The 12,671-nt window shown below is 70.2% G+C and carries 10 protein-coding genes; 9 read left to right on the top strand and 1 reads right to left on the bottom strand.

Features of this window, described 5'->3' with window-relative positions; all coding sequences use genetic code 11:
• Nucleotides 1–89: 89 nt before the first annotated feature.
• The 8 genes from AC1MBW_RS02405 to AC1MBW_RS02370 all read left to right on the top strand — a co-directional run bounded on the left by AC1MBW_RS02405 (nt 90) and on the right by AC1MBW_RS02370 (nt 10,503).
• A complete protein-coding gene (locus AC1MBW_RS02405; protein WP_480025314.1) occupies nt 90–1,454 on the top strand; it encodes a cystathionine beta-synthase in 1,365 nt (454 codons plus the stop codon).
• A gap of 94 nt (nt 1,455–1,548) precedes the next feature.
• Nucleotides 1,549–2,703 carry a cystathionine gamma-synthase gene (locus tag AC1MBW_RS02400; RefSeq protein ID WP_480025313.1) on the top strand — a complete coding sequence of 385 codons (1,155 nt, stop codon included), beginning with the start codon at nt 1,549–1,551 and terminating at the stop codon, nt 2,701–2,703.
• Nucleotides 2,704–2,831: 128 nt separating this feature from the next.
• Entirely contained in the window at nt 2,832–4,211 is a 1,380-nt protein-coding gene (locus AC1MBW_RS02395) for an MFS transporter (RefSeq protein WP_480025312.1), read from the top strand.
• Nucleotides 4,212–4,378: 167 nt separating this feature from the next.
• Entirely contained in the window at nt 4,379–5,398 is a 1,020-nt protein-coding gene (locus tag AC1MBW_RS02390) for a LacI family DNA-binding transcriptional regulator (protein WP_480025311.1), read from the top strand.
• Nucleotides 5,399–5,730: 332 nt separating this feature from the next.
• Nucleotides 5,731–7,281 (top strand): multiple monosaccharide ABC transporter ATP-binding protein, encoded by a 1,551-nt coding sequence (gene mmsA / locus AC1MBW_RS02385; RefSeq protein WP_054146723.1) that lies wholly within the window; start codon nt 5,731–5,733, stop codon nt 7,279–7,281.
• A complete protein-coding gene (gene mmsB, locus AC1MBW_RS02380; RefSeq protein WP_054146722.1) occupies nt 7,278–8,645 on the top strand; it encodes a multiple monosaccharide ABC transporter permease in 1,368 nt (455 codons plus the stop codon). Before mmsA ends, mmsB begins: the two co-directional genes overlap by 4 nt.
• 110 nt (nt 8,646–8,755) lie before the next feature.
• On the top strand, nt 8,756–9,853 hold the full coding sequence (locus tag AC1MBW_RS02375; RefSeq protein WP_480025310.1) for a substrate-binding domain-containing protein: 1,098 nt from the start codon (nt 8,756–8,758) through the stop codon (nt 9,851–9,853).
• A gap of 92 nt (nt 9,854–9,945) precedes the next feature.
• Entirely contained in the window at nt 9,946–10,503 is a 558-nt protein-coding gene (locus tag AC1MBW_RS02370) for an MOSC domain-containing protein (RefSeq protein WP_480025309.1), read from the top strand.
• Between the two features lie 46 nt (nt 10,504–10,549).
• Here the strand turns inward: AC1MBW_RS02370 and AC1MBW_RS02365 are convergent, their stop codons facing one another.
• Nucleotides 10,550–11,116, bottom strand: a complete 567-nt coding sequence (locus AC1MBW_RS02365; RefSeq protein WP_480025308.1) for a TetR/AcrR family transcriptional regulator — start codon at nt 11,114–11,116, stop codon at nt 10,550–10,552.
• 318 nt (nt 11,117–11,434) lie between these two features.
• On the opposite strand from AC1MBW_RS02365, the gene AC1MBW_RS02360 reads away from it, so the two are divergent.
• Nucleotides 11,435–12,664, top strand: coding sequence for a multidrug effflux MFS transporter (locus AC1MBW_RS02360; protein ID WP_056046500.1), 1,230 nt, complete (start codon nt 11,435–11,437; stop codon nt 12,662–12,664).
• Nucleotides 12,665–12,671: the final 7 nt, after the last annotated feature.

The following is a 12,671-nucleotide window of genomic DNA, read 5'->3' as shown; positions in this document are numbered from 1 at the left end:
TAGACTCGGCCGACGGCGTCGTCACCCGACACCGCCCCTCCCGTCACCCGATCCGCGCCCCACGAGGCCGCGCAGAAACCGGAGCACCCGTGAAGTACGCCGAGACCGTCCTCGACCTGATCGGTGACACGCCGCTCGTCAGACTGAACAAGGTGACCGAGGGCATCACGGCGACCGTGCTCGTCAAGGTCGAGTACGTCAACCCGGGCGGCTCGTCGAAGGACCGCATCGCGACGCGCATCATCGACGCGGCCGAACGCGAGGGCCTGCTGAAGCCCGGCGGCACGATCGTCGAGCCGACCAGCGGCAACACGGGCGTGGGCCTGGCCCTCGTCGCCCAGCAGCGCGGCTACCGCTGCGTCTTCGTCCTGCCCGACAAGGTCGGGGAGGACAAGCGCAACGTGCTCAAGGCCTACGGTGCCGAGATCGTCGTCACGCCGACCGCCGTCGAACCGACCAGCCCCGAGTCGTACTACAGCGTCTCCGACCGCCTGGCGCGTGAGATCCCCGGCGCGTTCAAGCCCAACCAGTACGCCAACCCGAACGGGCCGCTCAGCCACTACGAGACGACCGGCCCCGAGATCTGGCGCGACACCGACGGCCGCATCACGCACTTCGTCGCGGGTGTCGGCACCGGCGGCACCATCAGCGGCACGGGTCGCTACCTCAAAGAGGTCTCCGGAGGCGCCGTGCAGGTCGTCGGCGCCGATCCCGAGGGCAGCGTCTACAGCGGCGGCACCGGCCGCCCCTACCTGCTCGAGGGCGTCGGCGAGGACTTCTGGCCGGCCGCCTACGACCCCTCGGTCGTCGACCGCATCATCGCCGCCGACGACGCCCGTTCGTTCGAGCTGACCCGACGCCTCGCCCGCGAAGAGGGACTGCTGGTCGGCGGCTCGTCCGGGCTCGCCGTCGCCGCCGCCCTCGACGTGGCCCGCGAGCTCGGCCCCGACGACGTCGTGGTCGCCCTGCTGCCCGACAGCGGCCGCGGCTACCTCGGCAAGATCTTCAACGACGCGTGGATGCGGTCGTACGGCTTCGGCGTCAGCCACGACGAGCGGTCGGTCCGCGACCTGATCGCGTCGAAGACGGGGCAGCTGCCCGACCTCGTCCACGCGCACCCGTCCGACACCGTCCACGACGTGATCGGCATCATGAAGACCTACGGCGTCTCGCAGATGCCCGTGCTCTCGGCCGAGCCCCCGGTCGTGATCGGCGAGGTCGTCGGCGCCATCGAGGAGAAGGCGCTGCTCGAGGCGATCTTCCGCGGTGGCGCGACCATGGGTGACGCCATCTCGGCGTACCTCGGCGACCCGCTGCCGTTGATCGGCGTGAACGAGCCCGTGTCGGCGGCCCGGTCCGCGCTCGAGTCGGTCGACGCCCTGCTCGTCACCGACGACGGCCGACCGGTCGGCGTCGTCACGCGCCAGGACGTCCTCTCGTTCCTCTCCTCCTGAGCGGCCGGGGCGGCACCGTGACCCGGTGACCCGACCCGCGCCTCCTCGTCCCCCTCCGTCTGCGCACCATCCGTCCCCTTCGAAAGGACACCCCATGACCCACGGTTTCTCGACCCGGGCGATCCACGCCGGCCAGGAGTTCGACCCCACCACCGGTGCGGTCGTGCCCCCGATCTACCAGTCGTCCACGTTCGTGCAGGACGGCATCGGCGGCTTCCGCGGCGGCTACGAGTACGCCCGGTCGGCGAACCCGACGCGCGACTCGCTGCAGACCCTGCTCGCCGACCTCGAGGGCGGAACCGCCGCGTTCAGCTTCGCGTCGGGCCTCTCGGCCGAGGACGCCCTGCTGCGCTCGGTCCTGGCGCCCGGCACCCGCATCGTCATGGGCAACGACGTGTACGGCGGCACGCACCGCCTCGTCAACCGGGTGTGGGTGCCCTGGGGCGTCACGCTCGACACGGTCGAGATGAGCGACCTCGACGCCGTGCGCGCCGCCGTGCAGGCCGCCCCGACGGCCGTGCTCTGGGTCGAGACGCCCAGCAACCCGCTGATGAAGATCAGCGACATCGCGGCGCTCGCCGAGATCGGGCACGCGGCCGGGGCGGTCGTCGTCGTCGACAACACCTTCGCGTCGCCGTACCTGCAGCAGCCCCTGGCGCTCGGGGCCGACGCGGTCGTCCACTCGACGACGAAGTACATCGGCGGCCACTCGGACGTCGTCGGCGGTGCTGTGGTCGTGCGCGACGACGAGCTCGCCGCGAAGGTCGGCTTCGTCCAGTTCGGCGTCGGTGCCGTCTCGGCGCCCATGGAGGCCTGGCTCACGGTGCGCGGCATCAAGACGCTCGGTGTGCGCGTCGACCGTCACTCGTCGAATGCGCTGGCCATCGCCCGGGCGCTCGAGGGGCACGCGGCCGTCGAGCGCGTCTACTACCCGGGGCTCGAGTCGCACCCGGGGCACGAGCTCGCCGCCCGGCAGATGCGCGCGTTCGGCGGCATGCTCTCGGTGCAGCTGACGGCGGGCGCCGCGGCGGCCCGTCGGTTCGCCGAGTCGACCGAGCTGTTCCAGCTGGCCGAGTCCCTCGGCGGCGTCGAGTCGCTGATCGGCTACCCGAGCGAGATGACCCACGCCTCGGTGCGCGGCACCGAGCTCGAGGTGCCCGACACGATCGTGCGGCTGTCGGTCGGCATCGAGGACGTCGACGACCTGCTCGGCGACGTCACGCAGGCGCTCTCGCGCCTCGACGCCTAGGCGTCCGGGCGACACGACCCGAGGAGGCGCGGTGCAGGGGAGTCCCGCACCGCGCCTCCTCGGGTCGTCCCGTCCCGCCCGGTTCCGCGCCGTGGCACCGTGTCGGTGGCTCGGCCTAGGCTCGTCGCATGACCGACGCCGCCGTGAGCACCCGCCCCGAGGGCGTGCTCAGCGGCCGGTACCGGCTCGCCACGCTGGGCATGTGCGCGCTGATCGGCATCGCGGCGTTCGAGTCGCTCGCGGTCACGACGATCATGCCGATCATCAGCCGCGAGCTCGACGGCGAGGCGCTGTACTCGCTCAGCTTCGCCGCGCCCCTCGCGTCCGGCCTGGTCGGCATGGTGGTGGCCGGCAACTGGGCCGACCGCAGCGGGCCCCGGGTCGTCGTCATCGCGTCGATGCTGCTGTTCGCCGTCGGTCTGCTCGTCGTCGGCACCGCGCCCGACATGGTCGTGCTGCTGCTCGGCCGCCTGGTGCAGGGCGTCGGCTCCGGCGCGGTCATCGTCGGGCTCTACGTCATGGTCGCCCGCCTCTACCCGCCGGGTCTGCACCCGTCGATCTTCGCGGGGTTCGCCGCGGCCTGGGTCGTACCGGGTCTCGTCGGGCCGCTCGTCGCCGGTGTCGTGGCCGAGACGGTGGGCTGGCACTGGGTCTTCCTCGGCGCGGTCGGCCTCGCCGTGCCGGCGTTCTTCGCCGTCCTGCCGAGCCTGCGTCGCGTCCCTCCGCCCGTGGTGGCCGAGGGCGGGCAGCGCGTGCCCTGGAGCATGGGCCGCATCCTCTGGTCGGTCGGCGCGGCCCTCGGCGTGCTGGCCCTCAACCTGGTGTCCGAGTTCCCGACCTGGCTGACCGTCGTCGTCATCGTCGCGGCGGTCGTCGTGCTGGCCGTGGCCCTGAGGCCGCTGCTGCCGGCGGGCACGCTGCGCGCCGCGCCGGGGCTGCCCACCCTGGTGCTGCTGCGCGGTCTCGTCGGGGCGGCGTTCCTCGGCAGCGAGGTCTACATCCCGTACATGCTGTCGGCCGAATACGACTTCAGCGCCTCGGCCTCGGGCGTCACCCTGACCCTCGGGGCGCTCGGCTGGGCGTTCGCCAGCTGGGTGCAGGGGCGGCTCGGCGACCGGGTGGCCCAGCGCGACGGCATCCGCATCGGCATCGTCCTGGTGCTGCTCGGTGTCGTCGTCGCGGCCCTGACGCCCTTGTTCCATCTGCCCCCGGCCTTCCTCATCTCGACCTGGGCCGTCGCGGGGTTCGGCATGGGGTTCATGTATCCGCGCTTCTCGGTGCTCGTCCTCGCCCTCTCGACCGACTCCGAGCGAGGCTTCAACAGCTCCGCGCTGACCATCGCCGACTCCACCGGCTCGGCCGTCGCGCTGGCCCTGACCGGGGCCGCCTTCGGGCTGCTCGGCGGCGCGTCCAGCCCGATCGCCTTCGTGGCCTGCTTCGCGGTCGGCACGGTCGTGGCGGTGCTCGCGCTCGCCCTCAGCGGCCGTGCGGTGCCCCGGGGTCGGTGACCGCGCCTCCTGCCCGCCGATCGCGTCGGCGCTCCGCCGACGGGCGCACGTCACGACCCGGCGGTGGCCCCCGGACGGGACATGGGCGACCACCGGGGAATGCATAATGGTCTCCGGACGACGATGTGTACGGTCACATCACCCGGCCACAGAGCGACGGAGCGACGGTGAAGCCTGACATCGAGAAGGTGCGTGCTCCCAACATCCGCGACGTGGCCGCCCTGGCGGGGGTCTCGTACCAGACCGTCTCGCGCGTGCTCAACGACAGCCCCAGCATCCGGCCGAGCACCCGGCAGAAGGTTCTCGACGTCATCGACGAGATCGGCTACCGGCCGAACCAGGCCGCTCGGGCGCTGGTCACCAGCCGGTCGAAGGCGATCGGCGTGCTCACCCTGCAGAACGTCCACTTCGGGCCGCAGACGATCGTCAACGCCATCGAGGTGGCGGCGCGGACGGCCGGCTACCGGTTGAGCATCGCCAGCACGACCACGGCGTCCGACGACGTCCGGGCCAGCCTGCAGCTGCTGACCAACCAGGCGGTCGAGGCGATCATCGTCATCGCCCCGCAACGCAAGTTCTTCGACGTGATCGACGAGCTCGACCTCGACGTGCCCATCGTCGCGCTCGACTCGACGCAGCGTGCCCGGGCGCACAGCCTCTCGGTCGACCAGTTCGAGGGGGCGCGTCTCGCCACCCGGCACCTGATCGACCTCGGCCACCGGCACATCGTGCACGTCGCCGGTCCGCAGGACTGGATCGAGGCCGACGAGCGCATGCAGGGCTTCCTCTTCGAGATGGGCGAGGCCGAGCTGTCGATCGAGCCGCCGATCCTCGGTGACCTGACCGCCGACTTCGGCTACACGGCCGGGCAAGAGCTCTTGCGACGCCGCGACTTCACCGCCGTGTTCTCGGCCAACGACCTGATGGCGGTGGGTCTGCTGCACGCCTTCCGCGAGGCCGACGTCGACGTGCCGCGCGAGGTCAGCGTCGTGGGCTTCGACGACTCGCCGACCGCGCCGCACCTGTGGCCGCCGCTCACGACCGTGCGTCAGGACTTCGCCCTGATCGGTCGGCGCGCCGTCGAGCTGGTCGTCGCCGAGCTCGAGGGCGGCACGGTCGTCGACCGCACGTTGATCCCCCCGGAACTGGTGGTGCGCGGGTCGACCTCGCGCCCCTGGTTCCTCTGACCGGCCCCGCGCCACACGGCGAGACGGCTGTCAGGAGGCGCGACGAGCGTCGGTCGGGCCGGGTTCGATAACGGATCCGCATCGGCATTTGACAGCACCCCCTCTCGGGATTAGCTTTGCTCCAGTCGCAGTGTGAACGGTCACATTCGGCGGGTCCGGCACCTTCGTCCGGCTCGACGAACGGTCCGGCACGGCGGCGACGAATCACAGGATGCCCGTCGGTGCACATCACCGGCGGACGACGACGAGGTCGAAGGTCGAGGACGACGTGCCCAGTGCCGTGACGCAGAGCGAGCAGCTCGCGAGCAGCCACATCCCCGGGGGTGCCCCGCATGGGCGTTGACTCTCCCGTCATCCTCGAGATGCGCTCCATCACGAAGGAGTTCCCGGGCGTCAAGGCGCTCGACGACGTGTCGATGCAGGTCCGCGCCGGTGAGGTGCACGCCATCTGCGGTGAGAACGGCGCCGGCAAGTCGACGCTGATGAAAGTCCTCTCGGGTGTCTACCCGTTCGGCACCTACACCGGCGACATCGTCTACCAGGGCGACGTCATGCGCTTCCGCGACATCCGCTCGAGCGAGTCGCAGGGCATCGTGATCATCCACCAAGAGCTGGCGCTGATCCCCGAGCTCTCGATCACCGAGAACATCTTCCTCGGCAACGAGCCGACCCGCTTCGGCGCCATCGACTGGCGCGCGGCGAAGACGAAGGCGATCGACCTGCTCGCCCGCGTCGGTCTCAAGGACGACCCCGACACCGCCATCAAGAACCTCGGCGTCGGCAAGCAGCAGCTCGTCGAGATCGCCAAGGCGCTGAACAAGAACGTCAAGCTGCTGATCCTCGACGAGCCGACCGCCGCCCTGAACGAGGCAGACTCGCAGCACCTGCTCGACCTGATCCGCGGCCTCAAGGGTCGGGGCATCTCGTCGATCATGATCAGCCACAAGCTCAACGAGATCGAGGCCATCGCCGACTCGATCACGATCATCCGTGACGGCAAGACCATCGAGACGCTCGACGTGAAAGAAGACGGCGTCAACGAGGACCGCATCATCCGCGGCATGGTCGGCCGCAACCTGGCCAGCCGGTTCCCCGACCGCACCCCGAAGATCGGCGAGGTCTTCTTCGAGGTGAAGGACTGGTGGGTCCGCCACCCGCAGACCGCCGAGCGCTTCGTCTGCAAGGGTTCGTCGATCACCGTGCGCAAGGGCGAGATCGTCGGCCTGGCCGGCCTGATGGGCGCCGGTCGCACCGAGCTCGCGATGAGCATCTTCGGTCGCTCGTACGGTCAGTTCGTCTCGGGCGAGATCGTCAAGGACGGTCGGAAGATCGAGATCAAGAACGTCTCGGACGCGATCGACAACGGCCTCGCCTACGTGTCCGAAGACCGCAAGGTGCTCGGGCTCAACCTGCTCGACGACATCAAGCGCTCGACGGTCGCGGCCAAGCTGACCAAGATCTCGAAGGCGTCCGTGGTCAACACGTACGAAGAGCACTCGATCGCCGAGGACTACCGCAAGAGCCTGCGCGTCAAGACCCCCACGGTCGACGAGGGCGTCGCCAAGCTGTCGGGCGGCAACCAGCAGAAGGTCGTCCTGGCCAAGTGGATGTTCACCGACCCCGACCTGCTCATCCTCGACGAGCCCACGCGAGGCATCGACGTGGGCGCCAAGTTCGAGATCTACAACATCATCAACCAGCTCGCGGCCCAGGGCAAAGGCGTGATCGTCATCTCGTCCGAGCTGCCCGAGCTGCTGGGGCTCTCCGATCGCATCTACACGATCTTCGAGGGCACCGTCACGAACGAGATCGAGGCCTCCGAGGCCGACGCCGAGACGCTCATGCGAACCATGACCTCGAAGAAGAAGGAGCAAGCCGCATGAGTGGCATCAAAGACCTGAAGAAGGTGTTCGGCGGCAACACGTCGAACGCGCGCCAGTTCGGCATGATCGCGACGCTGGTCGTGGCCATCCTGATCTTCCAGGTGCTGACCGACGGGCTCACCCTGCAGCCCACCAACCTCATCGCGCTGGTCAGTCAGTACTCGTACATCCTGATCCTCGCCATCGGCATGGTCATGGTCATCGTGGCCGGCCACATCGACCTCTCGGTCGGTTCGGTCGCGGCCTTCAGCGGCATCGTCGTCGCCAAGGCGATGGACAGCTGGGGCCTGCCCTGGGGCGCCGCGATCCTGCTCGGCCTCGTCGTCGGCGTCGTCATCGGCGCCTGGCAGGGCTTCTGGGTCGCCTACGTCGGCGTCCCCGCCTTCATCGTGACGCTGGCCGGCATGCTGCTCTTCCGCGGTGCCAACCAGTTCGTCGGCAACGCCGACACCATCCCCGTGCCCGAGGGCTTCACGGTCATCGGTGCCGGTTACCTGCCCGAGTTCGGGCCGAACACCGGCTACAACAACGCCACCCTGCTGCTCGGCCTCGTCATCATCGTCGCCGTCGTCTACAACGAGTTCCGCCTGCGCCGCATCCAGCAGAAGATGGGCTCCGAGCGGGCCCCCCTCTGGGTCAGCGCTGTCAAGCTCGTCGTGCTCGTCGCGATCGTCGCCTACGCCGCCACGCTGTTCGCCGGGGGCCGCGTCGGCACGTCCTTCCCGATCTCGGGCATCATCCTCGGCGTGCTCGTCCTGGTGTACGGCTTCGTGACGCAGAACACGATCTTCGGACGCCACATCTACGCGGTCGGCGGCAACTCGCACGCCGCCGAGCTCTCGGGCGTCAAGGCGAAGCGGATCAACTTCTTCGTCATGATGAACATGTCGGTGCTCGCGGCCCTGGCCGGGATGATCTACGTCGCTCGTGCCGGAGCCTCCGGCCCGCAGGACGGCCTGAACTGGGAGCTCGACGCCATCGCCTCGGTCTTCATCGGTGGTGCCGCCGTCGCCGGCGGCATCGGCACCGTGACCGGGTCGATCGTCGGTGGTTTCGTCATCGCCGTGCTGAACAACGGCCTGCAGCTCATGGGCGTCGGCTCCGACAAGGTGCAGATGATCAAGGGCCTCGTGCTGCTGATCGCCGTCGCCGTCGACGTCTACAACAAGAGCCAGGGCCGTCCGTCCATCACCGGGTTCCTCACCCGGGGCCTGCGCCGCGACAAGAACGGCATCGCCGCCTCCGACCTGCCCCCGGGCGCCCAGAGCGGCGTCGGCCGCGATGCCGAGACGACCGAGCCCGCCCTCACCCCGAACGGCGACATCTCGGACGTGCAGCGTCCCAAGGCCACCACGCCCAACTAGACCCACCACCCGCGCGCCCGTCCATCGACGGCCGGGCGCGCCTCCACCGGGAGTCCGCACCGCGGGCACCCACACGGCACCACCCCTCACAACGAGAAAGTAGACACAGCATGCGCAAACTCGCGCTGACGACCTTCGCGGTCGCCGCAGCAACGACGCTGATCCTGAGCGGCTGCTCGAACTCGGCCCGCACGGACGCGGGTTCGGGCGACGCGGCCTCGGGCTTCGAGTCCGGCTCGACCATCGGCGTGGCCCTGCCCGCCAAGACGAGCGAGAACTGGGTCCTCGCCGGTGACCTGTTCACCAAGGACCTCACCGACGCCGGCTTCAAGCCCGACGTGCAGTACGCGGCCGCCAGCGGCACCGTGGCGAACCAGCAAGACGAGATCCAGTCCATGGTCACCAAGGGCGCGAAGGTCATCATCATCGGCGCGGCCGACGGTGGCCAGCTCGGCACCCAGGTCAAGGCCGCCCACGACGCCGGCGCCGTGGTCATCGCCTACGACCGTCTGATCCTCAACACCGAGGACGTCGACTACTACGTCGCGTACGACAACTTCAAGGTCGGCGAGCTCCAGGGCCAGGCCCTGCTCGACGGCATGGCCGCCAAGAAGGCCGACGGCCCGTACAACGTCGAGCTGTTCTCCGGTTCGTCCGACGACGCCAACTCGAAGGTCTTCTTCGACGGCGCCATGAGCGTCCTGCAGCCGAAGATCGACGACGGCACCCTCGTCGTCGCCTCGGGTCAGACCGACATCAAGCAGACGGCGACCGACGGCTGGAAGCCCGAGAACGCCCAGCGTCGCATGGACTCGCTGCTCACCAGCACCTACGGCGACAAGGAGCTCGACGGCGTCCTGAGCCCGAACGACACCCTGGCCCGCGCCATCATCACCTCGGTGAAGCAGGCCGGCAAGCCGATCCCGGTCGTCACCGGTCAGGACTCCGAGGTCGAGTCGGTCAAGTCGATCATGGCCGGCGAGCAGTACTCCACCATCAACAAGGACACCCGCAACCTCGTGAAGCAGGCCGTCGCGATGGTCAGCTCGCTGAGCAAGGGCGACAAGGCCGAGACGAACGACGACAAGTCGTACGACAACGGCAGCAAGGTCGTCCCGGCCTACCTGCTGCCCCCGCAGATCGTGACCAAGGAGAACGCCGCCGAGGCGTACGCCAACGACACGACTCTCGAGCCGCTCACCAAGTAGCACCCCCGCTGCCCTCCGGCAGCACCGGCACCGGCCGGGCATCCCGCGCGGGGTGTCCGGCCGTCGTCGTCGGTGGGCGGTATCGTGCGTCCGTGGACACCGACCGACGAGCGCAGGAGGCGCGGGTGGCGTCCGAGACGCCGGTCACCGTCGAGTTGCTGCTCGCGTCGCCCCGGTCCCGCTACGTGGGCCGCCCCGCCGACGGCCCGGCCCCGGCTCCGACCACGGGTCCCGAGTCGCACGACACCGTCACCGTGCGCGCCCACCTCGGCATCGTGGGTGATCGTTACTTCAACGCCCCGGCGCACCGCGGGGCCTCGGTCACCCTGTTCGCCGCCGAGCAGCTCGAGCACGTGGCTCGCGAGCTCGGCCTGCCCGCGGGCACGGTGCTCGACGCCGCCCTCACGCGGCGCAACGTGGTCGTGCGCGGCGTCGACGTCGATGCCCTCGTGGGCCGCGAGTTCGACCTCGACACGGGCGCCGGCCCGGTGTCGTTCCGGGCGAACCGTGCGGCGAACCCGTGCGCCTGGATGGACGTCGTCTTCGACACGGGGGCGTTCCGCGCCCTTCGAGGGCGTGGGGGAGTCCGCTGCGAACCGCTCACCGACGGGGTGCTGCGCGTGGGGCCGGGACTGCTGCGCGCCTCCTAGGCCGCTCGGCGTCCCGCCGATCCGTCGTTGCGGGGACCGATGCGGGTCAGCCCCACCAGGTGGGCAGCATGAGGTTCATGGTGTCGAGCAGGGCGCGTCGGCTCGTGCGCTTGCCACCGAGCCAGGCCTCGATGGCGCCCACGAGCCCGTGCGCCAGGTGACCGGCGGCGATGTGCACCGCGAGCCCCTCGGGCAGGCTGCCGACGGGCAGGGTGCCGAGGTGCTGCACGCTGGACTCCTCGAAGTGGCGGGCCAGCGCCTGGTGGATCGAGGCGTCGAGCGGGTCCGGCAGGGCGAGGCGGTAGATCTCGCGGTAGCGCACGACGTGGTCGACGACCTTCTCCATCGCACGACGCGTCGCGTCGGAGCCGTCGGCCCGCCCCTCGAGCCGCAGGGCGTGGTCCTCGTCGCGGATGGCGTCGAGCTCGGGGGTGAGGACCGCGGTCAGCAGGCTTCCGGGCGAGGTCGCGTGACTGTAGAACGTCGCGCGGTTGATGCCCGCGGCCCGGGTGACGTCGGCGACGGAGATGCTCGACACGGCGCGGGTCGAGGCGAGCTCGACGATCGCGGTGTGCAGCGCCTTCGTGGTCTGGACGATGCGCGCGTCGACCATGGACGTTCCTCCTCGGGCACTCCGGACGGACGGTCGCGTCCGAGGCCGCTCCGAGCCTAGACCGGGTGGGGGAGGTGCCACCGCACGGCGCGAGGGGGGCTGTCGCGGGAGCGCGGCGCGGAGATAGGCTGGGAGGCGACGGGTGTCGTGCACCGGCGCCGTCCTCCCATCCCCCTCGAACCACGTGGTGGTCGTGCGCGTCGGCGCGGTCGCATCGATTCGACCCGCGAGCCGTCCCGCCCGCCGGGGCCGCGCCTCCTCGCGTGCGCCGAGCCCGACCACCCCACCGTGACCACCCCCTCAGACAGGACCTGCCTCGTGACCACCGTCGTCCACCCGGGTGACTCCCTGACCCGCCGCCAGCGGCTCGTCTACGTCGTCGTGCTCGGCGCGCTCACCGCGCTCGGGCCGTTCACGATCGACCTCTACCTGCCGGCGTTCCCGGAGCTCAGTCGTGACTTCTCGGTCGACAGCGGGGTCATCCAGCTGACCCTGACGGCGACCACGATCGGCTTCGGCGTGGGCCAGCTGCTGGTCGGTCCGTGGAGCGACAAGGTCGGCCGCCGCACGCCGTTGATCGTGGCGACCGCCGTGCACATCCTCGCCAGCATCGGTGCCGCCAGCGCTCCGACCATCGAGCTGCTCGCGGTGTTCCGGGTGCTCCAGGGCATGGGGGCCGCCGCCGGTGGCGTCGTCGCCATGGCGACGGTGCGCGACCTGTTCGGTGGGTTGCCACTCGTGCGCATGCTGTCGCGCCTCGCCCTGGTGAACGGGCTCGCCCCCATCGTCGCGCCCGTCATCGGCTCGCAGCTGCTGGCCTTCACCAGCTGGCGGGGCATCTTCGTGTTCCTGGTGGCCTACGGCGCGTTCGTGATCATCGCCGCGATCTTCCTGATCGTCGAGACCCTGCCGCCCGCGCGACGGCACGAGGCCGGGCACACGACCCTCGGGCAGCGATACAAGGTGCTCTTCAGCGACCGGATCTTCGTCGGCGTCGCCCTGATCGGGGCGATGGTCTTCTCGGGCCTGTTCTCGTACCTCTCGGCGTCGTCGTTCCTGTTCCAAGAGGTCTACGGCTTGAACGCCCAGCAGTACGGTTACCTGTTCGCGATCAACTCGCTCGGGATCGTCGCCGGCGTCCAGATCAGCTCGCGGCTGGCGCGCCGGGTCGGGCCGCAGTGGATCCTCGCCTGCTCGACGATCGTGCTGCTGCTCGCGGCCGCCTCGATCGTCGTGCTCGACTCGCTGGGCGCCGGGCTCGTGGGCATCCTCGTGCCGTTGTGGTTCTTCATCGCGGCCTGCGGGTTCTCGTTCCCGCAGGTCCAGGTGCTCGGCCTCGCCAACCACGGGAAGGAGGCGGGCACGGCGGCGTCGCTGCTCGGCGCGCTGAACTTCGGCCTGGCCGGGCTCATCTCGCCCGTGGTCGGGTTCCTCGGCATCGGCTCGGCCGTGCCGATGGGCAGCGTCATGGTCGCCACCTCGTGCGTGGCCATCGCGAGCCTGTGGCTGCTGGTGCGCCCGCGGACGGTGCCGGCGCTCGGTCGCTGACCCGCGC

This window comes from Frigoribacterium sp. AP1 (assembly GCF_056680555.1).
The sequence above is the reverse complement of the archived record's forward strand: the minus strand, read 5'-3'. Positions and strand labels throughout refer to the sequence as shown.

Bases quoted from the DNA above. Each gene is read 5' to 3' on its own strand.
- AC1MBW_RS02400 (WP_480025313.1), top strand. From the start codon at position 1,549: ATGACCCACGGTTTCTCGACCCGGGCGATCCACGCCGGCCAGGAGTTC.
- AC1MBW_RS02395 (WP_480025312.1), top strand. From the start codon at position 2,832: ATGACCGACGCCGCCGTGAGCACCCGCCCCGAGGGCGTGCTCAGCGGC.
- mmsA (WP_054146723.1), top strand. From the start codon at position 5,731: ATGGGCGTTGACTCTCCCGTCATCCTCGAGATGCGCTCCATCACGAAG.
- mmsB (WP_054146722.1), top strand. From the start codon at position 7,278: ATGAGTGGCATCAAAGACCTGAAGAAGGTGTTCGGCGGCAACACGTCG.
- AC1MBW_RS02375 (WP_480025310.1), top strand. From the start codon at position 8,756: ATGCGCAAACTCGCGCTGACGACCTTCGCGGTCGCCGCAGCAACGACG.
- AC1MBW_RS02365 (WP_480025308.1), bottom strand. From the start codon at position 11,116: ATGGTCGACGCGCGCATCGTCCAGACCACGAAGGCGCTGCACACCGCG.